The 23985-nt window shown below is 57.3% G+C and carries 25 protein-coding genes, 1 tRNA gene, 1 other RNA gene, 1 pseudogene and 1 riboswitch; of the genes and pseudogenes, 10 read left to right on the top strand and 18 right to left on the bottom strand.

The window, feature by feature from the left end:
* Positions 1-9: 9 nt before the first annotated feature.
* From ACFDAU_RS15445 to ACFDAU_RS15430, 4 genes are all read right to left on the bottom strand, one after another.
* On the bottom strand, positions 10-561 hold the full coding sequence (locus ACFDAU_RS15445; RefSeq protein ID WP_413437794.1) for a hypothetical protein: 552 nt from the start codon (positions 559-561) through the stop codon (positions 10-12).
* 110 nt (positions 562-671) lie between these two features.
* A complete protein-coding gene (locus ACFDAU_RS15440) occupies positions 672-2585 on the bottom strand; it encodes a TonB-dependent receptor (protein ID WP_413437793.1) in 1914 nt (637 codons plus the stop codon).
* A gap of 125 nt (positions 2586-2710) precedes the next feature.
* Positions 2711-2903, bottom strand: a riboswitch (cobalamin riboswitch).
* 22 nt (positions 2904-2925) lie between these two features.
* Positions 2926-3453: a hypothetical protein gene (locus tag ACFDAU_RS15435; protein ID WP_413437792.1), complete on the bottom strand. Its 528-nt coding sequence runs from the start codon at positions 3451-3453 to the stop codon at positions 2926-2928.
* The gene (locus tag ACFDAU_RS15430) at positions 3453-3782 is read right to left on the bottom strand and encodes a hypothetical protein (RefSeq protein ID WP_413437791.1); all 330 of its coding nucleotides are present in this window, start codon (positions 3780-3782) and stop codon (positions 3453-3455) included. The genes ACFDAU_RS15435 and ACFDAU_RS15430 overlap by 1 nt, the downstream gene beginning before the upstream one ends.
* Before the next feature lie 73 nt (positions 3783-3855).
* On the opposite strand from ACFDAU_RS15430, the gene ACFDAU_RS15425 reads away from it, so the two are divergent.
* The 4 genes from ACFDAU_RS15425 to ACFDAU_RS15410 all read left to right on the top strand — a co-directional run bounded on the left by ACFDAU_RS15425 (position 3856) and on the right by ACFDAU_RS15410 (position 5192).
* A complete protein-coding gene (locus ACFDAU_RS15425; protein WP_124706383.1) occupies positions 3856-4056 on the top strand; it encodes a hypothetical protein in 201 nt (66 codons plus the stop codon).
* Positions 4053-4382 (top strand): cell division protein ZapA, encoded by a 330-nt coding sequence (locus ACFDAU_RS15420; protein WP_413437789.1) that lies wholly within the window; start codon positions 4053-4055, stop codon positions 4380-4382. The genes ACFDAU_RS15425 and ACFDAU_RS15420 overlap by 4 nt, the downstream gene beginning before the upstream one ends.
* A non-coding RNA gene (ssrS, locus tag ACFDAU_RS15415) (6S RNA) lies at positions 4383-4558 on the top strand.
* Positions 4559-4565: 7 nt separating this feature from the next.
* The gene (locus ACFDAU_RS15410) at positions 4566-5192 is read left to right on the top strand and encodes a 5-formyltetrahydrofolate cyclo-ligase (protein WP_413437788.1); all 627 of its coding nucleotides are present in this window, start codon (positions 4566-4568) and stop codon (positions 5190-5192) included.
* Here the strand turns inward: ACFDAU_RS15410 and ACFDAU_RS15405 are convergent.
* The 8 genes and pseudogenes from ACFDAU_RS15405 to ilvD all read right to left on the bottom strand — a co-directional run bounded on the left by ACFDAU_RS15405 (position 5143) and on the right by ilvD (position 12938).
* The gene (locus ACFDAU_RS15405) at positions 5143-5853 is read right to left on the bottom strand and encodes an ABC transporter ATP-binding protein (protein ID WP_413437787.1); all 711 of its coding nucleotides are present in this window, start codon (positions 5851-5853) and stop codon (positions 5143-5145) included. The genes ACFDAU_RS15410 and ACFDAU_RS15405 overlap by 50 nt on opposite strands.
* A complete protein-coding gene (locus ACFDAU_RS15400) occupies positions 5850-6620 on the bottom strand; it encodes an ABC transporter ATP-binding protein (RefSeq protein ID WP_413437786.1) in 771 nt (256 codons plus the stop codon). Before ACFDAU_RS15400 ends, ACFDAU_RS15405 begins: the two co-directional genes overlap by 4 nt.
* 6 nt (positions 6621-6626) lie before the next feature.
* Positions 6627-7727: an ABC transporter permease subunit gene (locus tag ACFDAU_RS15395; RefSeq protein ID WP_413437785.1), complete on the bottom strand. Its 1101-nt coding sequence runs from the start codon at positions 7725-7727 to the stop codon at positions 6627-6629.
* 4 nt (positions 7728-7731) lie between these two features.
* Entirely contained in the window at positions 7732-8661 is a 930-nt protein-coding gene (locus tag ACFDAU_RS15390) for a branched-chain amino acid ABC transporter permease (protein WP_124706389.1), read from the bottom strand.
* A 22-nt stretch (positions 8662-8683) separates the two neighbouring features.
* On the bottom strand, positions 8684-9838 hold the full coding sequence (locus ACFDAU_RS15385) for a branched-chain amino acid ABC transporter substrate-binding protein (protein WP_413437784.1): 1155 nt from the start codon (positions 9836-9838) through the stop codon (positions 8684-8686).
* Between the two features lie 146 nt (positions 9839-9984).
* A pseudogene (locus ACFDAU_RS15380) lies at positions 9985-10301 on the bottom strand (c-type cytochrome).
* 138 nt (positions 10302-10439) lie between these two features.
* Complete coding sequence (locus ACFDAU_RS15375) at positions 10440-11060, bottom strand: AAA family ATPase (RefSeq protein WP_413437783.1); 621 nt, start codon at positions 11058-11060, stop codon at positions 10440-10442.
* A gap of 6 nt (positions 11061-11066) precedes the next feature.
* Complete coding sequence (gene ilvD, locus ACFDAU_RS15370; RefSeq protein ID WP_413437782.1) at positions 11067-12938, bottom strand: dihydroxy-acid dehydratase; 1872 nt, start codon at positions 12936-12938, stop codon at positions 11067-11069.
* 61 nt (positions 12939-12999) lie between these two features.
* Between ilvD and lgt the strand changes: the two genes are divergently transcribed.
* The 6 genes from lgt to ACFDAU_RS15340 all read left to right on the top strand — a co-directional run bounded on the left by lgt (position 13000) and on the right by ACFDAU_RS15340 (position 17516).
* Positions 13000-13782: a prolipoprotein diacylglyceryl transferase gene (gene lgt, locus ACFDAU_RS15365; RefSeq protein WP_124706394.1), complete on the top strand. Its 783-nt coding sequence runs from the start codon at positions 13000-13002 to the stop codon at positions 13780-13782.
* 45 nt (positions 13783-13827) lie between these two features.
* A tRNA-Met gene (locus tag ACFDAU_RS15360) sits at positions 13828-13904 on the top strand.
* A 41-nt stretch (positions 13905-13945) separates the two neighbouring features.
* A complete protein-coding gene (miaB, locus tag ACFDAU_RS15355; RefSeq protein ID WP_413439556.1) occupies positions 13946-15274 on the top strand; it encodes a tRNA (N6-isopentenyl adenosine(37)-C2)-methylthiotransferase MiaB in 1329 nt (442 codons plus the stop codon).
* A complete protein-coding gene (locus tag ACFDAU_RS15350) occupies positions 15274-16215 on the top strand; it encodes a PhoH family protein (RefSeq protein ID WP_413437781.1) in 942 nt (313 codons plus the stop codon). Before miaB ends, ACFDAU_RS15350 begins: the two co-directional genes overlap by 1 nt.
* A 46-nt stretch (positions 16216-16261) precedes the next feature.
* Positions 16262-16687, top strand: a complete 426-nt coding sequence (ybeY, locus tag ACFDAU_RS15345) for an rRNA maturation RNase YbeY (protein WP_413437780.1) — start codon at positions 16262-16264, stop codon at positions 16685-16687.
* A gap of 1 nt (position 16688) precedes the next feature.
* Positions 16689-17516: an HlyC/CorC family transporter gene (locus tag ACFDAU_RS15340; protein ID WP_413437779.1), complete on the top strand. Its 828-nt coding sequence runs from the start codon at positions 16689-16691 to the stop codon at positions 17514-17516.
* A gap of 16 nt (positions 17517-17532) precedes the next feature.
* On the opposite strand, the gene ACFDAU_RS15335 is transcribed toward ACFDAU_RS15340, so the two are convergent.
* The 6 genes from ACFDAU_RS15335 to ACFDAU_RS15310 all read right to left on the bottom strand — a co-directional run bounded on the left by ACFDAU_RS15335 (position 17533) and on the right by ACFDAU_RS15310 (position 23941).
* A complete protein-coding gene (locus ACFDAU_RS15335; RefSeq protein ID WP_413437778.1) occupies positions 17533-18177 on the bottom strand; it encodes a c-type cytochrome in 645 nt (214 codons plus the stop codon).
* 83 nt (positions 18178-18260) lie between these two features.
* Positions 18261-19562: a cytochrome C gene (locus ACFDAU_RS15330; protein WP_413437777.1), complete on the bottom strand. Its 1302-nt coding sequence runs from the start codon at positions 19560-19562 to the stop codon at positions 18261-18263.
* 199 nt (positions 19563-19761) lie between these two features.
* Positions 19762-20466 carry a phosphate signaling complex protein PhoU gene (gene phoU / locus ACFDAU_RS15325; RefSeq protein ID WP_413437776.1) on the bottom strand — a complete coding sequence of 235 codons (705 nt, stop codon included), beginning with the start codon at positions 20464-20466 and terminating at the stop codon, positions 19762-19764.
* A gap of 93 nt (positions 20467-20559) precedes the next feature.
* Complete coding sequence (locus ACFDAU_RS15320) at positions 20560-21021, bottom strand: hypothetical protein (protein ID WP_413437775.1); 462 nt, start codon at positions 21019-21021, stop codon at positions 20560-20562.
* Positions 21018-21965 carry a Nudix family hydrolase gene (locus ACFDAU_RS15315; protein WP_413437774.1) on the bottom strand — a complete coding sequence of 316 codons (948 nt, stop codon included), beginning with the start codon at positions 21963-21965 and terminating at the stop codon, positions 21018-21020. Before ACFDAU_RS15315 ends, ACFDAU_RS15320 begins: the two co-directional genes overlap by 4 nt.
* Entirely contained in the window at positions 21962-23941 is a 1980-nt protein-coding gene (locus ACFDAU_RS15310) for a site-specific recombinase (RefSeq protein ID WP_413437773.1), read from the bottom strand. The genes ACFDAU_RS15315 and ACFDAU_RS15310 overlap by 4 nt, the downstream gene beginning before the upstream one ends.
* Between the last annotated feature and the right edge of the window lie 44 nt (positions 23942-23985).

Here is a 23985-nt window from a genome sequence, read left to right as displayed (position 1 = left end):
GATTACCAATCAGTTTGCAGGGATGTGACGGTTATGCGTGAGGCGGAAAACCAGCCAGGCCGGCACCAGATACAGCATGGCGCTGCCCAGATACGGCGGGAAATATTTGGCGACGGCCTGCGTGTATGCCACTACACCCATATCGCCCAGCGTACCGGACCAGGCGTACCAGAATGCATTCGACACCACAAAAGCCGCACTGACAGCTCCCAGCGCCAGCACCACACTCATGGCAGCGGGGAAATCAGCATGCCGGCGCGCCAGCCAGCGTCCCGCACCCCACAACAAAGCGTAGGTGGGAATCAGGCCGAAATATGCCGGCGTCATGCACCAGCCTGCTTCGGTCGCGGTTTGCGCGGAAACCACATCAATACCGAACGCTGCCGCCATCAGCAAACCCAGACAGCCTGCGGACAGGCCCATCACGCCGGCCAGCAGGAATACCGCCAGACTTGCGTCGGGCAGCAGTGCTGAGGTGCCGAAGTGACTCATGCGCGTGGCGGCCATGACGACAGCCAGAGCGAGGAGTATCCATAAACGGTGCTTGAACGATAGCGACATGGGGCGCTCCTTAAATTGCGTTAACGCGAATTGTACGCCACCCGACTATTATCCCACCCAAGCGAGTGGTCGAATCAAGCAGCTAACGCTTTTTCCAACTTGCCTTAATATCAGAACCTGGCCTTGAAACCTACCCGGTAGTTACGCGTAAAGCTGACCGGATAAATAACATTATCACTTACCCACAAGCCATTCTTCTGCGCAAACACGTTATCGATAGCGGCTGACAACTCATAATCCTTATAACGGTAGCGATACGCCAGGTTGGTGCTCTGGAATGCTGCCTGCTTCTGGCTGAAGTTATTGCCAAAGTCATTGGCGGCGTAGGAACTGCTGCGCCAGACGTAACCCACATTGAAGGTGCTGTGCTCGGACCAGTCGTATTGCATGTCGAGCGTCACGCCGTGACGCGGCACACCGGGCAAATCCTTCCCGTCGAAAGCACCGCCGCCGCTGTTTGCCCGGTCGATGATGGCGCGGGTATACGTATAGCCCGTGCGCAAATTCAGATCCGGCCGGATACGCCAGCTGTCCTGCAATTCCAGTCCGTATTTGTGCGACTGGTCGATATTGGTGTTCGCCCAAGTCGCCGGATTGAAATAGATTTCGTTTTTAAGTTTGGCGCGAAACACGGCCAGTTTCAGCCGATGATTGCCCTGCGAGTGATTGGCGCCCAGGGTTACCGTTTTCACCTTTTCAGGCGAGATGAAGGCATTAAACGTCCCGCCAAAATTGAAAAACCGGTCAATATCGGGTGCCTGAAAAGACTGATTGTAGTTGGCAAAAAACGAAGTGGTGGCGGTCAGCCGATAATTGCTGCCTACGTCCCACGCATTGAGCTGTTGCGTAGCATGCAAGGCGCTGCCTGTATTCGGCACATAGTTGTATTCGACCTTTTCGCGACGCGCACCGGCCGACAAGGTCAGCTTGTCTATCACATACTGACCTTGCAGGTAGTACCCGATATTGTTTTTGCTGGTTTGGTCGGATGCGCCGATACGCGTGCCATCAAAGCGCTGTATGCCAGTCGTGAGTTTGAAGGCATCCCCGCCGTGAACCAGCGCAACATCATCCGTCACATAATCGTAGTTGGCTTTGTAAGGATAGGGCGAAACATAATTGGACAGCTTGTCTTCCCGATTACGGCTTGCGGTCAGCTTTGTGTCCGGCGTCAGATCCAGGGACGCACCCAGACGCCACTGGTCGCTATCGAATTTCTGGTGGGTATAGGTATTTCCGCCATTTTGCGCAGGGTCACTCTGGAATTGCGCCAAGGACAAATGGCCGGCATAACGCGTATCGATTTTTGAGCTTGACCCATCCAGCGTCAACCACAGCGCGTCGATTGGCCGCACACGCACCTGACCGCGCTGGGTCGTCAGGTTGGAGGCATCGCGTTGACCGGTCACGTCGGCATCGCTGGTACCGCGCTGGCTTTGGTAGTCGTTGCTGGCGGAGATGCTGAAATTGTCTCGGGACAAACCGGCCGCCACGGTACCCGACTGCGCGCCATAATTCCCGGCAGAACCGGCCACTGTCACCCCTTGATAGGGCCGCGTGTAGATCTGGATCGTACCCGCCGTCGCGCCATCGCCATAAATAACCGAGCCACTGCCGCGCGTGATTTCTATGCGGTCTATGCTGGCAATTGGAATGGCGCCGAGCAACTGCGGCATGCCGTCAATATTGTTCAGGCGCTGCCCGTCCAGACTCACCACAATGTTCTGATAACCGCTGGTCAGGCCATAACCGCGCATGTCCAGCGTCGGCGTGAATTTGTTGCCGTAATTGGGCGCCACATTGAGCGTGGTGTTTTGCGTCAAAAAATCGACCAGGCTGCTCGCCCCGGAGGCCTGAATCATCGCCTGTGTATAGACTTCCGACGCATACGGCGCAGCCACATCCGGCAATGGCGTACGCGTGGCCGTGACAATAATGTCATCGAGCGGATAGGTGGAGGGAGCGGCCTGAGCCAGGGCGGAAACAGCGAGCGCGACGGCGCTGAGGGCAAAGCGTGTGTGCATGGTGATTCCTTAAATTCGCAAGGGTCCCCGCTTGCGGTGGATGAAAGGAAACATCGGAGAAAGCAGACAGGCGCGAAAGCGCACAAGGCGCACAAGACGTCCCGGCCACACCGCCTCCCCGCGATGTTTCGGATGGTCTGACAGGCCGGTATCCGGGCTCGCAAGATTTGGCGTGTCGCCTTCCCATGCATTCGCACAGTGGCTTGAAGACACACCCACACTCGCTTACCGTTGCGGGGGCAGCACTGGTATTGCACCAGTTTCCCGTTTAACCGCGCAGCCGGAACACGGCGCGGCACCTGACAAGGCGGCAGATTATAGCGGAATGCAGTTTAAACGGCTAATCCTGTGTGACAACGCGGATGTAGAAGGCGCATGGTTGCCCGGGCGTGGGATTGTCCGGCACGGCGGTGAAAGGATAAACACCGCTGCCCAGCCCATGCGCATCTGCCGCGCACAACGCCTGAATGGCCGGATCCGCGTCGGCATGCAGCGGAAAGATGCGAATGCCGATGGCTTCCGGGCGCTGGCTGGCCGCCTCGATATACATGCGCCGGGTAACCTCCTGAGTCAGCACGGTAAGCAGTTTTACCAGCGGCTCCAGATCGGCGCTCAATCCCGCCCCGATAAGCTGCTGCGCCAGCGCGCGCGGGCCGGTTTGCAGAAACAGCGGGTCGGACAGGGCCTTGAAAATCGCGGTTTCCGTTGCCTCGTGCTGAGGTAACAGGGTAGAAGCCGCCAGATGGCGCGCGACCAGTTCACGCGTCACCGGCACCTGCTCCACCCGCGCCTCAGGCGGGACGCCCGCGGTCACCACACTGCCTTTTGGGGCCCAGCGTGATTTGATGTAATCCAGCAGATAAGCCATCAGAAATTTTCGATACGCGCCTGATAACGGAACACGATCAAACGATATAGATCATCGCCCACTTGTACGTGGGTGGACTCGCGCCGCTCCAGGCTGATGGTTTCACCGCCATTGGCAGAAAAGGGATGAAATCCGAACAAATCGTTTTCGATCAGGCCGGCAAGGATATCCCGGCATTCATCCGGAGCAAGCACACAACCTGTATTGTCCACCAGTTCGCATGCTTTGCCGCGTTTGGTTTTGCCTGGATAATGCACCGCATCATCACGCAGAGGATTGTTTTCGTCGAAGTCCGCGTTAGGGTCGACAAATTGGCTGGTATCACTCATTTGTTTAAAAATTACTTTCGGTTAGTTCGGTTAACTGTTGACGCAGCTGAATTTTCCAAATTATAGTGTCTGTATGGAAAGTGAACTGAACGCCCTCGAGTCCAAAATTCAGCAGATGGCTCAATTGTGCCAGAATCTGCGTACAGAGAACCAGAAGCTGCGCCAGCAAATCGCTGCGGCAACCGGCGAAAAAAAACTGCTTGCAGAGCGCATGACGCAGGCACGCGTCCGTATCGAAACTTTGCTGGAAAAAATTCCCGAAGGTGAAGCATGAGTCGCGATAGCAAAGGTATGGATATCAACATTCTGGGGCGTGAATTTCGTGTCGCCTGTCCGGCAGATGAGCAGGAAGCTTTACTCCATGCCGCAGATTATCTGGATAAGAAAATGCGCGAAATACGCGAGCAGGGCAAGGTCATCGGGGTTGAACGGATTGCTGTAATGGCGGGGCTGAATATCGCCTACGAGTTACTTTCCTCACGACAGGACAAGGGTTTTGACATCGCTGCCATCAAGCGTAGAATGAATTCCATGGAAGCGTTGCTGGACAAAGCGATGGCCGATCAAAACGAGCTGTTCGCTTCTCCAGAATCCAGTTAATGCTCTCTGCGATGTTGCTTTGGCCGCGAATTCTTTGAACCAATAAATTTGATCTGGTTGCGGCTACATTTTGGTACCGGTGCGCGCGTTACACGTTAATGTGCCTAAAGTACTTGCGCTGCGACCCCTTGAACCGCAGGTTCAAGATAGCGTCCAGACTGCATCGCGGGGAGCACCCCCCTCATGAACAAATCCGAACTGCGTAAATCTCTGCGCCAGCGCCGCGCTGCCATCGGTCGCACCGAACGCCGACGCGCCGCCGCCGGTTTGACGCGCAATGCCCTGCGTCATGGCTTGCTGACCCGCTATCAACGCATCGGCATTTATCTCGCCCACGGCGCCGAAATCAGCACCCTGTCTTTGATCAACCGCGCGCTGTTGCTAAAACGCGCGTGTTATTTGCCGATGTTGTCATTCGGACGCGGCAGGATGCTGTGGTTCAATCGTCTGCAAGCGGGGCAAACATGGGTAGCCAACCGTTTTGGCATTCCGGAAAACACCACCACCCAGCAGTTGCATGCACGCCAGCTGGATTTGCTGTTTATGCCGCTGGTGGGATTTGACGACGGTGGCAATCGCATCGGTATGGGGGGCGGTTTCTACGACACGACCCTGGCCTATCTGCGACGCCGGCAAGTGTGGCGCAAACCATTTCTTGTGGGTGTGGCGTTCGAGTGCCAGCGTATCAGCGGTGAGCTGCCGCACGACCCTTGGGATGTGCCGCTCGATGCAGTGCTGACCGAGCGAGGGCTGTATCGCTTCAAGTGCCGAAATACGCTTCCTGCACCGCAGGATCATCCATCAGCGTAGCTGCCCTACCTGCGCCGGTGATATTTCCACTGGCCATGATATAGCCGCGATCACAGCTTTCCAGGGCGAGACGGGCATTTTGCTCGACCAGGAAAATACTGACGCCGCGCGCAGCAATATCGCGCAAGGTGTCGAAAATCTTTTCCACCATCATCGGCGCCAGTCCCATGCTCGGCTCGTCCAGCAGCAGCAGGCGCGGACGCGACAGCAGCGCGCGCCCGATCGCCAGCATTTGCTGTTCGCCGCCGGAGAGTTGGCCGGCAGGCTGGTTGCGACGTTCTCCCAGGCGTTCGAAACGCTGGTACAAGGCATCGGTTTCCTGACGCACGGCGGCATCATCACGCCTGGCATAGGCACCCATGGCCAGATTCTCTGCCACTGTTAGGCGCGAAAAAATGCCGCGGCCTTCCGGCACCATGGCCAACCCTAAACGCACGATCTGAAACGAGGGTTTATGGGTGATGGATTGTCCGGCGAAGTGCACGGAGCCTTTGACCGGCGGCAACATCCCTGCGATCGCCTTGAGCAAAGTGGTTTTGCCCGCACCGTTAGCACCGATCAGGCATACCCGCTCGCCTTCATCCACCTTCAGGCTGACACCACGCACCGCCTTGATGTTGCCGTAGGAAACTGACAGGTTTTCAATGGATAACAGACTCATTTGGCCCCTCCGCCGAGATAGGCGGCGATGACGCGCGGGTCGTGGCGCACCTCGTCTGGCGTACCTTGCGCGATCAGTTCGCCAAAATCGAGAACGGCTATCCGCTCGCACAGACTCATTATCAGCTTCACATCATGCTCGATCACCAACACTGTCAAACCCAGCTGGTCGCGCATGCGGCGGATCAACTGCTTGAGTATGTCGCGCTCTACCGGATTCATGCCCGCCGCCGGTTCGTCCAGCGCCAGCACTTGGGGATCGGTGGCCAGCGCACGGGCGATTTCCAGGCGGCGCTGATCCCCGTATGACAAATGCTTGGCCAGCCGGTGGGCATGGCCGGCAATGCCCACCCATTCGAGCAGCTCATGCGCACGCGCGCCGATGGCTGCCTCCTCCGCCCGTGTGGCGGCGTTGCGCAATACCGCTCCGACCACCCCTGCGCGGGTGCGCGCATGGCGCCCCACCATGACATTCTCCAGCGCCGTCATGTTGGCGAACAGGCGGATATTCTGGAAGGTGCGTGCGATCCCCTGCTTGAGTACCTGATGCGGTTTCATACCCAGCATGGAACAATGCTTGAATTCGATATTGCCGCTGCTGGGGGTATACAGTCCGGTGAGGATATTGAACAGCGTGGTTTTACCTGCACCGTTGGGTCCGATCAGTCCGAGTATTTCGCCTTCGTGCACTTGCAGCGAGACCTTTTTGAGCGCGTGAACCCCGCCAAAATGCTTGCTGATTTGCTCCAGCTGGATGAGTTTGGACATCGTCAATTATCGCTTTGCATCATAGACACTGGCCTGTTCCTGCACCGCGATATCGCCCTCGGCAACCAGTTCGCGCTTGCGCTGACGCGACGGCAACAGCCCGGCCGGGCGAAACAGCATGACCAGAATCAGGGCCATGCCGAACAGCAACATGCGCAAATCGGAGGGGTCTATCACCACGTGTCCCAGCCACACACGCTGCAGGTCGCCGGTATAACGCAGCGCCTCGGGCAATACGGTCAGCAGCAGCGCACCCAGAATCACGCCGGGAATATTGCCCATGCCGCCCAGCACGATCATGCACAGAATCATGATCGATTCCATCAGATTGAAGCTCTCCGGGCTGATGAAGCCCTGGAATCCGGCGAACAGACCTCCTGCCAGGCCGCCGAAAGTGGCGCCCATCGCAAACGCCAGCAGCTTGATATTGCGTACATTGATGCCCATCGCTTCGGCAGCCACCTCGTCTTCGCGGATTGCCGCCCAGGCGCGGCCAATCCGGGAATCCTGCAGGCGCAGTGAAACAAATACCACCAGCAGGGTAAGCAGCAAAAACAGAAAGTAATACTGGTGTGGCGCGGATAGGGTGATTCCGAACAGCTGATGGGTTTTACCCAGTGAGACTCCCCACAGACTCACCGGATCGATCTGGTTAATGCCCTGCGGACCATTGGTGATATTCAGTGGGGCATTGAGGTTGTTCAGAAAAATGCGGATGATCTCGCCAAAGCCAAGCGTCACAATGGCCAGGTAATCGCCACGCAGACGCAGCGTGGGGGCACCCAGCAGCACGCCGAATAAGCCGGCCACGGCCGCACCAATGGGCAGCACTGCCCAGAACGGCAAGTGCAAGCCAAATTGCGGTGAAGACAATAAAGCGTAGCAATACGCACCCACCGCATAGAATGCAATGTAGCCGAGGTCGAGCAACCCGGCGTAGCCCACCACAATATTCAGTCCCAGCGCCAGCATCACATACAGCAATGCCAGATCCATGATGCGCACCCAGGAACGCCCCAGCCCGAAATCCACCGCGAACGGCAGCAGGGCCAGCATCATTCCCAGCGCGATAAAGGTTAACCAGACCTGGCGCTTGCTGCGTGGCATAGGCTTAGGCGCGCTCGCCGACACGCTCGCCCAGCAGGCCGGAGGGTCTGAATACCAGCACCAGGATCAGCACAAAGAAGGCGAATACATCCTGATAATTGCTACCCAGGAAGCCACCGGTGAAATCGCCGATATAACCCGCGCCCAGACTCTCGATCACGCCCAGCAACAGGCCGCCCAGCATGGCGCCTGCCAGATTGCCAATACCACCCAGCACTGCCGCCGAGAATGCCTTGAGCCCCAGCAGGAATCCCATGTAATAGTGCGCGAGGCCATAATAGGCGCTCACCATCACACCTGCCACCGCAGCCAGGGCCGAGCCCATTACAAAGGTGAGCGAGATCACTGTGTTGGCATTCACTCCCATCAGGCCGGCTAACTGGGGCGATTGCGCCGTGGCGCGCATGGCACGCCCGAGACGGGTTCTTTTAACCAGAATGGTGAGTCCCAGCATCAGCACGACGGAAGTAATAAGAATGACGATTTGGACATCGGTGATGCTGGCGCCCAGCAATTGATGGCGGCCTTGCGGCAGGATAGGGGGAAAGGAAATATATTGCCTTCCCCAGATCAGCATGGCGAGATTCTGCAACACGATGGATACCCCGATTGCGGTAATCAGCGGTGCCAGCCGCGGCGCATTGCGCAAAGGGCGGTAAGCCAATCGCTCGATGGTAAAGCCCAGCGCCATGCACGCCGGGATCGCCGCCAATAAGCCAAGCAAAGCGATCACCACGCCGGGCAATTCCACCCCGCTGCCAACCAGCGCGGAGATCACCGATAATGCAACCATGGCGCCTATCATGGTTACTTCACCGTGGGCAAAGTTGATCAATTCAAGGATGCCGTAAACCATGGTGTAGCCCAAAGCCACCAGCGCGTACACGCTGCCCAGCACCAGACCGTTGATCAACTGCTGAACAAAAATATCCATGCCGCGCGCTGGAGAAAACCGCTTACTTGCCGCTGAATACGGTTTCCAGCGGATGCCAGGCACCATTCTTGACCTGGTATAGCGTTACCGCGCCGCCGCTCACGTCGCCTTTGCTGTCAAAACGGATTTTTCCAGTCACGCCCTGGTAATCGGTTTTGGCAAGCTCTGGCAGGTATTTGGCCGGATCCGGTGAATCAGCCCGTTTCATGGCTTCCACCATGACATACACGGCATCATAGGCATAAGGGGCGTAATTCTGGATCGGTCCAAAACGCTCGGTGAATTTTTCCTTGAAGGCCTTGCCACCGGGCATGGAATCCAAAGTCAGGCCAGGATTGGAAGCAATTGCGCCTTCAGCGTCTGCACCGGCCAGCTTGATGAATTCGGGTGTTTGCATGCCGTCGCCGCCCAACAGTTGCGTTTTCAATCCAAGCTGCCTCATTTGCCTGGCCATTGGACCTGCCTGCGGATCCATACCTGCGAAGAACACCAGATCGGGAGATTTGGACTTGATCGAGGTAAGAATAGACATGAAATCGGTAGATTTATCGGTCGTGTATTCACGCGCGACAATTTCCGCACCCGCCGCCCCGGCGGCCTTGGCGAACTCATCTGCCAGCCCCTGACCATAGGCAGTGCGATCATCAATCACCGCAATTTTTTTGGCACCCAGTTTATTGACCGCATACTGGCCCAGCACATGACCCTGCTGTTCGTCGTTAGTCATCACGCGAAACGCGGTGTTGTACCCTTGTGCGGTATACGCAATGGCTGTAGCGGAAGGCGATATCTGCGGGATGCCGGCGGCGTGATAAATAGTCGATGCAGGAATGGTAGAGCCGGAATTGAGGTGGCCGATAACGCCGACAACCCCACTATCCACCAGTTTTTGTGCGACGGTCGTGGCGGTCTTCGGATCGGCCTGATCGTCCTCGCTCAACAGGTCAATATGCATTTTCTTGCCGCCCAGAGTGAGGCCGGCAGCATTGATCTCATCCACGGCCAGACGTGCGCCGTTTTCGTTGTCCTTGCCAAGATGCGCCTGCGGTCCGGTGAGCGGCGACACTGAACCAATCTTGACGATGTTGGAGGATGCGCCGTCATGTTTGCCACAACCACCTAGTACCAATGCCGCCATTGCCGCGACCAGTAATGCATTTACGATGGGTTTCAACATGTTCTCCGTCACAAAATTTTCTTTAACTTATACCACAAACGCTAAAAGCCGTGAACGCAATGGGACTTGGGCGCAACTCACAGAACGGCCTGCAGGCATAAAAAAAGCCGGCTACAAGAGCCGGCCGGGATGATGACTGTTCCAGCTTAGAGGCTGAGTACCCAGCTCACGATCGTTTTCAAATCCGCATCCTTGACTTGCGGGTTAGGTGGCATCGGTACCTGCCCCCATACGCCTGCTCCGCCGCGCTTGACCTTCTCGATCAGCCTGGCCTCAGCACCCTTGTCGCCTTTGTATTTGGCGGCGACGTCTTTGAATGCCGGACCGACAATTTTTTGTCCACACTGTGGCAACTCATACATGCGTTTTTCTGCGCAAGCGACAAACCGGAATCTGCCGCAGCTGCAGAACCTGTGCCCAGCGCAATGATCGAGGCAGTAACAATGCCCATCCATGCCTTCATAATTATGCTCTCCTTAGTTTAGTTAAAAATCACATGGGACTACTGTTGATGAAGTAATACTACCTGAATTGCGTCAGTCCACAAGCCGTACAATTTGCTACACAAGCCATTGTAAAATCTACCATAAAGGACCAGTAATCAAGCTTTGGCATCCAGCCAGGACAGCAGATACTGCCATTGTTCAAGTTCGCGCTCAGCCAGATAAGGCGGCAGATCAAACAGCGATTTCCCCTCAAAGGCGGCATTCACGTACAACTGCGCTTCGCGCAGATAGGCCAGTATCGGCATATCCAGTTCCTGCAGGAATTGTTCGAGGGCAGCAGCTGCAAGCGTACGTGGCGCCATGCGCATGCCTACCACGCCGACAAAGATTCTGCCTTTGCGTATCGCTTTTTCGGTTTGCAGCACATCCAGAAAGTCCTTGCTGGCGCTCATGTCGAACAGCGAAGGTGCGATGGGCACGACCACCCGATCCACCAGCTTCAGCGCGCGTTCAAGATTTTTGCCATGCAGGCCAGCGGGTGAATCAATCACCAGCCAGCCTTCGTGCGCGGCATGGGTGACCACCTTGTCCGAAAACAGCGTGATCGGCGGGAGCGCTTCGGATCGCAACGCCAACCAGCCACTGGCCGACTGCTGGCGATCCATATCCAGCAAGCGCACGGTTTGACCGGCTGCAGCCAGATAGCCGGCAATATTGGTCGCCAGCGTCGTTTTGCCGCTGCCGCCCTTGGGATTGGCGATCAGAATGGTTTTCATAAAAATTTATTGCACATCGCTGCGGTTACGCCGTTCCACCTGGGTCACATCACGCACCGCGCCGGTAGCGGCGCTCGTGGTCAATGCTGCATAGGCGCGCAGCGCCACAGACACGAACCGCTCACGTTTTACCGGTTGCCACGCCTTGTCGCCCCTGGCATGCATCGCCGTACGGCGGCGCGCCAGTTCTGCGTCGCTCACGGCCAGGTGGATGCTGCGATTGGGAATGTCGATTTCGATGCTGTCACCCTCCTCGACCAGGCCGATGGTGCCGCCTTCGGCCGCCTCGGGCGATACATGGCCGATGCTCAAGCCCGAGGTGCCACCCGAAAATCGTCCATCGGTAATCAACGCACAGACTTTGCCAAGGCCTTTGGATTTGATGTATGAGGTAGGATAAAGCATTTCCTGCATTCCCGGTCCGCCCTTGGGGCCTTCATAACGAATCAGTACTACCTCACCGGCCTTGACCTGGTCAGCAAGCACCGCTTCCACGGCCGCATCCTGGGATTCAAAAATCCGCGCCGGACCGGAAAATTTGAGAATGCTTTCATCCACACCGGCGGTTTTGACGATGCAACCATCCAGCGCCAGATTGCCGTGCAAAACTGCCAGTCCGCCATCCTGTGAGTAGGCGTGTTCCTTGTCGCGAATACAGCCCGCAGCGCGGTCCAGGTCCAGGTCGGGCCAGCGCTTGTCCTGGCTGAACGCCACCTGGGTCGGCACACCACCCGGGCCGGCACGATAAAACTGGCGTACTGCCGCATCTTCGGTACGCGATATATCATACTTTTCCAGCGCCTCAGCCATGGTTTTGCTGTGCACCGTGGGCAGGTTACGATGCAGCAGTCCGGCGCGATCAAGCTGGCCCAGAATCGCCATTACGCCGCCGGCGCGGTGCACGTCTTCCATATGGTATTGCTGCGAAGCAGGCGCCACCTTGCACAGATTGGGCACCTTGCGCGACATGCGGTCGATATCCTTCATGGTAAACGGCACGCCGCCCTCAAAGGCGGACGCCAGCAGGTGCAGCACGGTATTGGTGGAACCACCCATGGCGATGTCGAGCGCAATGGCGTTTTCAAATGCCTCAAACGTGGCGATGGAACGCGGCAGCACCGAATAATCGTCCTGCTCATAATGACGTTTTGCCAGATCGACAATGAGGCGTCCGGCCTGCAAAAACAGTTGTTTGCGGTCCGCATGCGTGGCCAGCGTCGAGCCGTTACCAGGCAGGGACAGACCCAATGCCTCGGTGAGGCAGTTCATCGAGTTGGCGGTGAACATCCCGGAACACGAGCCGCAGGTGGGGCAGGCGGAGCGTTCCATGGTCATGACGTCCTCATCCGATTCGCGCGCATCGGCAGCCGATACCATCGCATCCACCAGGTCGAGCTTGACGACCTTGCCGCGGATGGTGACCTTGCCGGATTCCATCGGGCCGCCGGACACGAATACCACAGGGATGTTAAGTCGCATCGCTGCCATCAGCATGCCGGGGGTGATCTTGTCGCAATTTGAAATGCACACCAGCGCATCGGCGCAGTGGGCATTGACCATGTACTCCACCGAATCGGCGATCAGTTCGCGCGATGGCAATGAATACAGCATGCCGCCGTGCCCCATGGCGATCCCATCGTCCACCGCGATGGTGTTGAATTCCTTGGCTACCCCGCCGGCGGCTTCGACTTCGCGTGCCACCAGTTGCCCCATGTCTTTCAGGTGCACATGGCCGGGCACAAACTGGGTAAACGAGTTGGCAATAGCAATGATGGGCTTGTCAAAATCGCCATCCTTCATGCCGGTGGCGCGCCACAGGGCGCGCGCGCCGGCCATGTTGCGACCGTGGGTAGTGGTATGTGAGCGATAGACGGGCATGGTTGACCTCAGAATAGTGCGATAATACGGAATTGCCAATTTTATCCCATTCCCAAGCACTATGTTGATCCATCCCGACTTCAATCCCATCGCCATTTCCATCGGCCCGCTCGACATTCGCTGGTACGGCTTGATGTACCTGACCGCATTCATGCTGGTACTGGTGCTCGGGCGCTGGCGCATCAGGCAGCATCCTGATTCCGGCTGGACCACCAAAAACCTCGATGACGTATTGTTTTACGGCGTGCTCGGCACCGTACTCGGCGGGCGGCTCGGCTATGTGCTGTTTTACAAGTTCAGCTATTACATGGCGCACCCGCTCGAGATTTTTTATGTGTGGGAAGGCGGCATGTCATTTCATGGCGGCTTTCTGGGTGTGATCTTTGCCATGTGGCTATTTTCGCGGCGCACCGGAAAACCCTGGCTCGCCATCACCGATTTTATTGCGCCGCTGGTGCCACTCGGGTTGGGTGCCGGGCGCATCGGCAATTTCATCAATGGCGAATTGTGGGGACGGCCTACCGACGTCCCCTGGGCAATGATTTTCCCCGCCGTGGACAATGTGCCGCGCCATCCTTCCGAACTGTACGAATTCGGCCTGGAAGGCATTGTGCTGTTTACTATCGTGTGGCTATTTTCGGCCAAGCCACGCCCCATGGGTGCGGTGTCAGGGCTGTTTCTGACCGGCTACGGCCTGTTCCGCTTTCTGGTCGAATTCACGCGCGAGCCGGATGATTTTCTCGGTCTGCTCAGCCTCGGACTCAGCATGGGGCAATGGCTGTCGCTGCCAATGATTGTGGCTGGCATAGCCATGATGGTATGGGCTTATCGTCGCAAATCTTGACAGGACAAGGTCAAAACCCTGATAATTCCGCGCTTTGCTTCATGGGGTGATGTAGCTCAGATGGTTAGAGCGATGGATTCATAACCCATAGGTCGGCGGTTCGACTCCGCCCATCACCACCACTCGATTTCTTCGCCCTCAGTCTGATAACTGCCCGGCGCCCATTGTGAAAAAAGTCTTCATCAAAACCTTCGGCTGCCAGATGAACGAGTACGACTCGGACAAGATGGCGGACGTGTTGCGTGCGTCTGACGGGTTGATCCCGACGGACAACCCCGCCGATGCGGACGTCATTCTGTTCAACACCTGCTCGGTACGCGAAAAAGCGCAGGAGAAAGTATTCTCCGACCTGGGACGGGTGCGCGAATTCAAGGATGCCAATCCCGATCTGATTATCGGTGTGGGCGGCTGCGTGGCAAGCCAGGAAGGCACCGCTATCATAGACCGCGCGCCGTACGTCGACATCGTGTTCGGGCCGCAAACCCTGCATCGCCTGCCAGCATTAATCGCCAAAAGACGCGCTACCGGGCAACCCCAGGTGGATATCTCGTTTCCGGAAATCGAAAAATTCGACCATCTCCCTGCCGCCAGGTCGGAAGGCGCCAGCGCCTTTGTCTCCATTATGGAAGGCTGCTCTAAATACTGCTCGTTTTGCGTTGTGCCTTATACTCGGGGCGAAGAGGTCTCGCGCCCATTCGATGACATCCTGGCTGAAATCACGGCGCTCGCCAACCAGGGTGTGAAAGAGGTTAACCTGCTAGGGCAGAATGTAAACGCTTATCAAGGTACGATGGAAGATGGCGACAGCGCCGATTTTGCTTTGTTGCTCGAATATGTGCATGACATCCCGAAAATCGAACGTATCCGTTATACCACCAGCCATCCACGTGAATTCACAGCGCGTCTGATTGATGCCTATACGCGCCTGCCCAAGCTGGTTTCACACCTGCATTTGCCGGTACAGGCCGGCTCTGACCGCATTCTGGCGGCGATGAAACGCGGCTACACCGTACTGGAATACAAATCCATTATTCGCCGCTTGCGCGAGGCGCGACCGGACATCGCTATTTCATCGGATTTCATCATCGGTTTTCCAGGCGAGACCGATGCCGATTTCGAAGCAACGCTGCAATTGATTGAAGACGTGGGTTTCGATAACTCATTCAGTTTCATCTATAGTGAACGTCCGGGCACGCCGGCAGCCGAGTTGCTTGATGAGGTGCCGCATGCAGTCAAGCAGGCGCGTCTGGTGAAATTACAGAAACGCATTGAAGCCAACGAGCTGGCCATCAGCCAGTCCATGGTGGGCAACCGCGAGCGCGTTCTGGTTGAAGGCGTCTCCAAAAAGAATGCCAGCGAGCTGGCGGGACGCACCGAAAACAATCGCATTGTCAACTTTCCGGGCCCTGCGCGTCTGATCGGGCAATTTACCGAAGTTGTCATCACCCGGGCTGAGCCGCATTCGTTGCGAGGTGAAAGGGTTACGAATTAATGGAAATTGCTTTCGCACCGGTAGATAACGCACGACTGGCCAATTTGTGTGGGGTTTTGGAAGAAAATTTGCGCCAGATCGAAACCGGGCTGGATGTCGTCATCACGCGCCGCGGCGAACACTTCCGTATTACCGGAAAAACAGCCAAGACCCGGCTTGCCGCGCAACTGATGGAAGCGTTTTATCTCAAGGCACGCGACCCGGTCAGTGTGGATGATATCCAGCTGGCATTGGTCGAAGCTACACACCATAACGCATCCAGCCTTGCCACGGAGAGCGTACCGTTACTCATGACGCGACGCGCTGATCTGCGCGGCCGCACCCCGCGCCAGACCGAGTATCTTGCCCAGATTCAGGCACACGACATCACTTTTGGCGTCGGGCCTGCCGGAACCGGCAAGACTTATCTCGCCGTAGCCAGTGCTGTGGACGCGCTGGAGCGCGATACCGTCAAACGTATTGTCCTGACCCGGCCGGCGGTAGAGGCAGGGGAGCGGCTTGGGTTCCTGCCCGGTGATCTGGCGCAGAAGATAGACCCGTACCTGCGTCCGTTGTACGATGCTTTGTACGATCTGCTTGGCTATGACAAAGTCGGTAAATTGTTCGAGCGCAACACGATTGAAATTGCACCGCTGGCCTATATGCGTGGGCGTACCCTGAACCAGGCCTTTATCATTCTGGACGAAGCTCAAAACACCACGCCTGAACAAATGAAAATGTTTCTTACCCGTATCGGTTTTGGCTCCAAAGCCGTCATCACTGGCGATGTCACGCAGGTCGATCTGGCACGCCACCAGAAAAGTGGTCTGGTTGACGCCAGCGAAGTGCTGCAGAATATACGCGGTATTGCTTTCACCCAATTTCTATCGGAAGACGTTGTGCGCCACCCGCTGGTCGCACGTATCGTCGATGCTTATGAAAAGCGCGACCAAACCCGCTGAACCATCCCCCCGAAGTAGGCCGGCGCGGCCACGCCTTGTGCTGTCCGTGCAACGCGCTGTCCGTGCAACCGATGCGCCCAGCCGCGCCCAGATCATGCAATTTGCGCGCGCCGCGCTCGAACGCGATGCCGAACTCACCATACGTCTGGTTAATGAGCAGGAAGGCCGTGCACTCAACCATGACTATCGTGGCCGCGATTATGCCACCAACGTTTTATCCTTCGTGTATGCCTCAACCCCGGTGATCAGTGGTGATCTGGTTCTGTGCGCCCCGGTAGTGAGCCGTGAGGCGCAGCAACAAGGCAAACCCATTATCGCCCACTACGCGCACCTGATCGTCCACGGCGTACTCCACCTGCATGGCCTGGATCATGAAAATGATGCCGATGCGCAAGTCATGGAGGCACGCGAGACCGAAATTATCACCGGACTGGGCTTTGCCAATCCTTATCTAGAAATGGAGCAGATTTAACATGGAAGAACCCGCCAAATCCAGTTGGCTAGAGCGCCTTGGCGCATTTCTCTCGCGCGAGCCGGAAAGCCGCGGCGAGCTGGTGGAGATACTGCATAGCGCCTATCAGCACAACCTGTTTGATGCGGATGCCTTGTCCATGATCGAGGGTGTGCTTCAGGTGTCGGAAATCCAGGTGCGCGACATCATGATCCCGCGTGCACAGATGGATATGGTGGATATTAACGATACGCCTGAGCTGTTCATTCCCTATGTAATCGAAACTGCGCACTCGCGCTTTCCGGTCATCGATAAAAACAAAGATGACGTCATCGGCATTCTGCTGGCCAAGGATTTGTTGCGCTATAACGCGGGTGAGGAATTCAACGTGCGCGAGATGTTGCGCCCTGCCGTGTTCATTCCGGAATCCAAGCGCCTCAATGTACTGCTCAAGGAATTCCGCGCCAGCCGCAACCATATCGCCATCGTCGTGGATGAATATGGCGGCGTCGCCGGACTGGTCACTATTGAAGACGTGCTGGAACAAATCGTCGGCGACATCGAGGATGAATACGATTTCGACGAAACCGAAGACAATGTCATCCGTGACAAGGCCGGGCGCTACCGGGTCAAGGCGGTGACCGAAGTTGCAGATTTCAACATCGTGCTGGGCACCCAGTTTTCCGACACTGAATTCGATACCGTCGGCGGTCTGGTGGTAAGCCAGTTCGGCCACCTGCCCAAGCGCGGTGAGGAAATCGAATTCGACGGCCTCAAGTTTCATGTATTGCGCGCAGACAGCAGACGGCTGCATACGCTGCTGGTGGAAAAAACAGCGGGCGGTGCTTGAGCCGCCAAAGAATAGTCTATTTCGTAGTCAGGGTGGACACATACGCGGCCACAGCCTTGATCTCCTGCGGCTTGAGGTTGTGGGCAACCACCTTCATGGCTACGCCCTCGGGGCGTTCGTCGGTCCGCTGAAACACCAGCAACTGTTTGGCGATATAGTCGGCATGCTGCCCGGCAATGCGCGGGAACTGTTCGTTGCCTGCGCCTTCTGCACCATGACAAGCCATGCAGGCCGGAACCCCCTCGCTGGAAATTCCGCTAGAGAAAATCGCCTTGCCCTCGCTCTCCAGTTTGGCATTTCCAGGCTGGTCGGCACCGGGCTTCTGCCCGGAAAAATAGGTGGCCAGTTCATTGATCTGCGCATCGGTCAGGCTGCGGGAGATGCCCCACATATACTCGAAGCCCGGCGGATCCTGGCGATGGTGGCCCCGGAACTGCTTCAACTGCGAGATCAAGTACCATTTCTGCTGTCCCGCCAGCCGGGGGAAGGTAGGGTTGGTCGAATTACCGGTGACGCCATGGCAGTCCGAGCACACCTGTTCGGCCAGAGTCTTGCCAGGTACGCTGGGGTCGCCCAGATTGCGGGAGGAGTTTTCCGTCGTCGTGCAGCCTGTAGCGATCGCAGCCAGGGCCAGTACCAGGGTAATTGAGGCGGTTTTCATGATTCAATCTCCGAATAGTCCGTTATTCATGTCGGTGCGCGCCGCCATGCCGGCGCGCCCACCCGGTTGTTTAAACCGTCTGCTTAGTACGCGCCCCAGACATAGAAGAACAGGGTATTGCTGTCACTGGCCTTCAACGCCAACGTGCCCGTCGGGTCACGTGGGTCAATAACCCCTTCATTCTTGTTGAACATCGTGTATTGCATCCCCAGCCGCACATTTTGCACCGGTGTCCAGAACACCTCGGGCGTCCAGCCCTTGGACTCGGCCCCCAGGGTGTTGGTAAGGTTGAAGTAGGACAGGGTAGCGCCGTACTTCGCCTGGTAGATGAAGGATGTCTTGGCTCGCAGGGAGTTGACGGTAGCGGAGGGCGCCCCTAAGCCATAATCGATGTTTTCGTGGATACGGGTGACCGTTGCGGTGACCGTGTAGGGATCGAGCAGGTACTGGTACTGGAAGTCGATGCCATTGTCCCGGTAGTGGTCGGTCGGTCCGGAGTGGCTGGTCGTATCCGAGTATGGACGGACGTCCAGATAGGACAGGCCGACCATCACATTATGGGGGCCCCATTCGTGCGTCAGCGCCAGGCGGGCATAGGGATTGGTGCCCTGGATGTTGACCTGACCGCCATTGCCTTGGGTCATGAAGGAAAAGACGCCATCGCCGGTGCGGTAGCCGGTGAGTTCTGCATACACCATCTTGTTCCAGTAGGCATAGGCGCCGATTCCCGCCACTTGCTGGCCGAGACCTGGGCCACCACCGTCAAGTATCGGTGTTGCCCCGTTTCCTGCGCCTGTGCTGCCGGGCACCACGCCGTAGCCCCAGGCCGGGGTGCTGTTCCACACGTCCTGTACGCCGGGGTTGTTGTGCAGGGTGAGGCCGTAGATCAGATCCTGATTGGCGTTGATCAGGCGGTCGGCGTAGCGCAGATCCAGGTTGTCCGAACCGGTATGGCCCGACCAGTTCCCGGTCTCGGCATCCTGACTATCGTAGTTGTTATAGGTGATCTGCACGAACCCGCCCACTTTGTCGGTAATCTTCCCAGCAATGAACAGGCTGGCAGTGTTGAAGATGGGAGACCCGTCTTGCGTTTTTCCTAGGGTGGGGTCATTGACCTTCACCTTGTTGGCAGTCAGCACCGCCATGGCCGCCAGCGGCAGCGCACGCTGTCCGATGGTGTAGCCGGTGAGCTTGAACAGGCGCCCGTAGGGGGTAAGCTCGGGGAATTGTCCTCCGGCATGGCAGGCGACGCAGTTTTGGCCGGTTTGTCGTGCGAAAGAGGGGACGGCATGCGCGTTGACTGAAGCGAACGATAGAATCGACACGATGAACCAAGTGGCCACCTGATCGACCCTGCGGGTTTTTATAAGCAATTTTTTAAACATAGCGCTCCCCTTGTACCCTGCCGAATAACCACACTAAGTATATGGAATATAACTTGCATTTTGCTTACAACAAGGCAGAAGTACCTGTTCGAACCGAGAAGGGGTGGGGCCAGCGAGACGGACGCAGTCTGGCGGCAAGCGCACCGTCCAATAAAAAAGGCAGCCTGAGCTGCCTTTTTTATTGAAACGCGATTAACGATTAACGTTGTGCGACGCGCTCGATCTCTTCAACGGTGGTGTGGCGCACATCCTTGCCCTTGACCATGTATACCACATACTCGGACATGTTCTTGGCGTGATCGCCCATGCGCTCGATGGCCTTGGCGACGAACATGATATCGATGAAAACCGAGATGGTGCGCGGGTCTTCCATCATGAAAGTAATGAGGTGGCGTAGCACCAGACGGAATTCTTCGTCCACCTGCATGTCCTGACGCACAATGTCGGCGGCGCTGGATACGTCCAGACGCGCAAAACCGTCCAGTGCGCGACGCAGCATTTCCAGCACCACGTTGGACATGTATTTGATTTCGTTGAAGCGCGGTTGGGTAATGCGATCAGATGCATGAATGCGCCGCGCCATGCGCGCGATCTTGGCGGCTTCGTCGCCGATACGTTCCAAATCGGTAATGGTTTTGACCACTGTCATCACCATGCGCAGGTCGGATGCGGTGGGCTGACGGCGCGCGATGAACTGGGTGCAGTCTTCATCCAGCGCGACTTCCAGTCCGTTGACCTGGTGATCGTTGTTGATGACCAGCTCGGCCAGTTCCAGATCGGCGTTGATCAGCGCTTCGATGGCGTTGGATATCTGCTCTTCGACCAGGCCGCCCATTTGCAAAACACTGGAGCGAATGTTTTCGAGATCGGCATCGAATTGTTTGTAGGTGTGTTCTTGGACCATGGTCGAGATACCTCTTTCTGATAGTTCCCGTGATTATAGCGTCAGGTCAGCGTGGAACAATGACGTATTGATGACAAACTTGGGGGACAGGTTTCATCCCTGGAACGGAATTTCCACTTGTTTACCGTCGATGGTGAGCGTCAACACCCAGTCGCGTCGTCCGGTCACGCATACAGGGAGCAGTACGCGTGCCTGCCAGTTGCCAGTTCCGCTGGGCAGCAAATGATAACGGTTAAACCCCATGTCCATGCTGCGCATGATAAAACTGGCATGGATTTCGTGCGCATCCGCTGCATGCAATTGCAGGATAAAGGGATGCAGGCCGGAAGGCGGAGCGGAAAAGCGCAGTTCGACCGGTTTGCCGGCGACTTCGAACCGGCACATCCTGGTCAGATCCGGGCAGGATACCGTTTGCGTTATGTCCTCATCATGCGGCAGCACATGGTAGAGCTCGGTAGCAATCAGCGCCAGTATCAAACCGATCAGCGCCGCGTAACCCAGCAGGTAACGCCGGTTGCGGCTAAACATGCTGACCAGACCGGCGCCGAATTTCATTGCCAGGCACCCCGCAATAGCGCCACGCCGTGTGCGCCGTGCTGGCGTGCGCTTTCCAGATCGGCGCTGCTGAGGCCCCCTAGCGCGTAAATTGGCAGGGTGCGGCCAGCGCAGAGCGCAGCGAAATTGTCCCAGCCCAGTACCGGCGCACCGGGGTGGCTGGGTGTGGGCAGCACGGGAGAAAGCAGGGCGAAATCGCAGCCCAGTGCCTCGGCGCGCTCCAGTTCGCTGGCATTGTGACAGGAAGCCGCCACCAGCGGCAGATCAGGGCGGCGGCTCAATTCACCCAGTTGAGTCGCATTGAGTTGTACACCGTGGGCGCCGATACGTTGTGCCAACGCCACATCGGCATTGAGCAGTACCTGCGCCTGATGGGCTTGGGCGCGCGCCAGTACATCGCGGGCAAATGTTTCCAGTGTGGCGGCGGGCATGGATTTTTCGCGAATCTGGATCAGCCTGAGGCCGCTTTCCAGCGCATTATCCAGGCGCGTCATGAATCCGGCCGGATCGCTGCCTGCCTGGCTAATGCCATAAACTGCCGGTAACGCCAGCGCTGCAAAAACCGGGTGGTTGGCAGGCAGCACCGGGGCGACGTTGATCGCCCCGGGAGTCTGCCAGGCCAGCGTCTGCCCTTCTTTGGCATGCGGCTCACCGTGCCAACCGCTGACGCGAAAAAATGACAAGGTAACGCGTGCGTGGGGATAGTCGAAGTAACGCGTAAGCCACGGCGTGGCATGGGTCACCTCGATGCCAAGTTCTTCGTGCAACTCGCGTACCAGCGCAGCATGCACGGTTTCACCGGGTTCGACTTTACCACCAGGGAATTCCCAATAACCTGCGTAGGGTTTGCCCGGCGGGCGGCTGGCCAGCAGGAATGTTCCGTCTGCCCGGGTGATAACTGCTACCGCAACCTGGGTGCGGTCGATGGGTATGGACTCGTTCATGCCGGTTTTTGGTGCCTGAGCATACGCCAGGGAGCAAACAGCATGGCGAGCAGGGTACGCTTTAACAAGGGCACAGCTTCTGTTGCAGGCAGGTTGGCGGCACGTAACGCCAGATAGAAGGCCAGGGAAAAACTCACCATCAGATTGACCAGTCCGATCAGCAATACGCCGGCGGCAGACAGGGCGACAGTTGACCAGGGCAGATTCCATCCCAGTGCCTGCCAGCCGTAGGCGAAATTGGCTGAGCTGAAGGAGATATGACGGATATCCAGCGGCAGCCCGGATAGATTTCCAAACGCGGACACCATGCCCAGATAAAAACCGAAAAAGAGATTGCCGGCAATACCGCCGGGATGGTCACCAATGTAGGCGGCAATCGCCTTCCAGCCGCGCCGGGTCACCAGGTATCCGGGCCAGCTCAGTGACGCCAGGCGTTCCGGGATGCGGTTATACACGCTTTTGTTGTCGTAATAACCACTGACAATCCCGGATAAAAAAAGTCCTACCCCGGCGATACCGGCGTAAACCAGGTTCATCGGCGCCATCGGGGAGATCTCGGCCAGCAGACTCACCGCCTTGTGCGTATCCACCGGCTGCATACCAAAAAAATAAGTGAGGCCGCTGCCTATCAATGCGGCGGTGATGAACGCCAGGAACAGGTTGCCGGCAATCGTCGCAGACTGGCTGGTGAACACACTGGTGACAAAACTGGACAGGACATGGTCCTGGTCCTTGGCGCTGCGTGCACGGGCAATGGTGTGTGCTATCAGACTGGCGGTCATCGCCGGCTGCTTGGTGGCAATGGTGAAATGCAGCACAAACACCAGCACGAAGCCCAGTGCGTAATTCAGGCTCACCAGCAACGCCTCCTGCAGGGGCACCAGATGTGATTTGACGATCAGCACTTTGAGCAGGGCCATCACGGCAACGATGATTCCGGCTCCGGCGGCGGAGCGGAACATACTCATCAATTCGCTGCGGTTGTCGGCAATATAGTGCTGCCCGGTGCGCCCCGCATGCTGGGTGATTTGGTAGGCCAGCCTGCCGGTGGTGGCAGAGATCAGATTACGCACGCTGTAACGTTCGTTGGCGGTGACGGTGAAGGTCACAAACAGCGCAGTCAGAATCGGCACGCGCGCAGCCATGGAGTCCGCCTGGAGCAGCTCGAGCAGGCTGCGCATGCGTGCAATCTGCTGGTGCAGGCGATTGCTTAACAGGGTCAGATTGACGCTGGTGCCGACGGTTACAGCACGGCGCTGGATACGTTCCAGAACCGCTTCGCATTGATCCAGCAACACCACGGCCTGACCAATATCAAGTGTGGCTGGATGGGCCGCAAGGCTGGATTGAAGCAACGCGTAAATCTCTTCATGCTGCGCCAGAAAGGGCGAGGCGTATTCTTCCAGTTCAGGCTCGATACGCAACAGTTCGGGGTCGAGCCCTTCGGCCGCGATACGGTGTGACAGACCGTTGATGGCGTCCAGCAGCATCTGCCGCAGCGCGGCGGTAGACGTTTCATCCAGTGCGTCCAGATTGAGCGCATACAGCAGCCGGTACCAGAGCTGTACATCCACTGCGGCTATCCATTCCGTGTCGCGCGCGGTCAGTGTCTCGTCGAGCCAGTCACGCAGCGAATCAGGATCGGCAACAGGCGGCAGCAACTTGAAGCCTATGCGGCGCGACAGCTCGGTACCGACGCCACGACGCGGCAGTATCCCGCTGTCGCGCAACAAGTTACCGGATTTTTTCGCCAGCAATAACCCCAGCAGATGAAAGCGCAATGCTTCTGCGTAACCGGCATTGCGCTCGATCAGTCCCAGCAGGTCGGCCAGATGCGTCGCGGCGCGTTCGTTGGGTTCGGATGGGCCGGGACGAAGATGAAAAAACAGGCGTTTGATCAGTGCCGGATCGGCAGCTTCGGTTTCGGCCGCCATGCGTTTCAGCGTGCGTTCCAGATAGGGGGCGGTGTAATCCATGCGTGAATCGTGGTTCCTCGTAGTCCTTCAATCCGGCACAGCGA

It is taken from the genome of Sulfuriferula sp. GW1 (assembly GCF_047300855.1).
Classification (GTDB): Bacteria; Pseudomonadota; Gammaproteobacteria; order Burkholderiales; family Sulfuriferulaceae; genus Sulfuriferula.
The sequence above is the reverse complement of the archived record's forward strand: the minus strand, read 5'-3'. Positions and strand labels throughout refer to the sequence as shown.

What these genes read in the sequence shown, in the direction of transcription:
- ACFDAU_RS15445 (WP_413437794.1), bottom strand. Translation starts at nt 561, where the DNA reads ATGTCGCTATCGTTCAAGCACCGTTTATGGATACTCCTCGCTCTGGCT.
- ACFDAU_RS15440 (WP_413437793.1), bottom strand. Translation starts at nt 2,585, where the DNA reads ATGCACACACGCTTTGCCCTCAGCGCCGTCGCGCTCGCTGTTTCCGCC.
- ACFDAU_RS15435 (WP_413437792.1), bottom strand. Translation starts at nt 3,453, where the DNA reads ATGGCTTATCTGCTGGATTACATCAAATCACGCTGGGCCCCAAAAGGC.
- ACFDAU_RS15430 (WP_413437791.1), bottom strand. Translation starts at nt 3,782, where the DNA reads ATGAGTGATACCAGCCAATTTGTCGACCCTAACGCGGACTTCGACGAA.
- ACFDAU_RS15425 (WP_124706383.1), top strand. Translation starts at nt 3,856, where the DNA reads ATGGAAAGTGAACTGAACGCCCTCGAGTCCAAAATTCAGCAGATGGCT.
- ACFDAU_RS15420 (WP_413437789.1), top strand. Translation starts at nt 4,053, where the DNA reads ATGAGTCGCGATAGCAAAGGTATGGATATCAACATTCTGGGGCGTGAA.
- ACFDAU_RS15410 (WP_413437788.1), top strand. Translation starts at nt 4,566, where the DNA reads ATGAACAAATCCGAACTGCGTAAATCTCTGCGCCAGCGCCGCGCTGCC.
- ACFDAU_RS15405 (WP_413437787.1), bottom strand. Translation starts at nt 5,853, where the DNA reads ATGAGTCTGTTATCCATTGAAAACCTGTCAGTTTCCTACGGCAACATC.
- ACFDAU_RS15400 (WP_413437786.1), bottom strand. Translation starts at nt 6,620, where the DNA reads ATGTCCAAACTCATCCAGCTGGAGCAAATCAGCAAGCATTTTGGCGGG.
- ACFDAU_RS15395 (WP_413437785.1), bottom strand. Translation starts at nt 7,727, where the DNA reads ATGCCACGCAGCAAGCGCCAGGTCTGGTTAACCTTTATCGCGCTGGGA.
- ACFDAU_RS15390 (WP_124706389.1), bottom strand. Translation starts at nt 8,661, where the DNA reads ATGGATATTTTTGTTCAGCAGTTGATCAACGGTCTGGTGCTGGGCAGC.
- ACFDAU_RS15385 (WP_413437784.1), bottom strand. Translation starts at nt 9,838, where the DNA reads ATGTTGAAACCCATCGTAAATGCATTACTGGTCGCGGCAATGGCGGCA.
- ACFDAU_RS15375 (WP_413437783.1), bottom strand. Translation starts at nt 11,060, where the DNA reads ATGAAAACCATTCTGATCGCCAATCCCAAGGGCGGCAGCGGCAAAACG.
- ilvD (WP_413437782.1), bottom strand. Translation starts at nt 12,938, where the DNA reads ATGCCCGTCTATCGCTCACATACCACTACCCACGGTCGCAACATGGCC.
- lgt (WP_124706394.1), top strand. Translation starts at nt 13,000, where the DNA reads ATGTTGATCCATCCCGACTTCAATCCCATCGCCATTTCCATCGGCCCG.
- ACFDAU_RS15350 (WP_413437781.1), top strand. Translation starts at nt 15,274, where the DNA reads ATGGAAATTGCTTTCGCACCGGTAGATAACGCACGACTGGCCAATTTG.
- ACFDAU_RS15340 (WP_413437779.1), top strand. Translation starts at nt 16,689, where the DNA reads ATGGAAGAACCCGCCAAATCCAGTTGGCTAGAGCGCCTTGGCGCATTT.
- ACFDAU_RS15335 (WP_413437778.1), bottom strand. Translation starts at nt 18,177, where the DNA reads ATGAAAACCGCCTCAATTACCCTGGTACTGGCCCTGGCTGCGATCGCT.
- ACFDAU_RS15330 (WP_413437777.1), bottom strand. Translation starts at nt 19,562, where the DNA reads ATGTTTAAAAAATTGCTTATAAAAACCCGCAGGGTCGATCAGGTGGCC.
- phoU (WP_413437776.1), bottom strand. Translation starts at nt 20,466, where the DNA reads ATGGTCCAAGAACACACCTACAAACAATTCGATGCCGATCTCGAAAAC.
- ACFDAU_RS15320 (WP_413437775.1), bottom strand. Translation starts at nt 21,021, where the DNA reads ATGAAATTCGGCGCCGGTCTGGTCAGCATGTTTAGCCGCAACCGGCGT.
- ACFDAU_RS15315 (WP_413437774.1), bottom strand. Translation starts at nt 21,965, where the DNA reads ATGAACGAGTCCATACCCATCGACCGCACCCAGGTTGCGGTAGCAGTT.
- ACFDAU_RS15310 (WP_413437773.1), bottom strand. Translation starts at nt 23,941, where the DNA reads ATGGATTACACCGCCCCCTATCTGGAACGCACGCTGAAACGCATGGCG.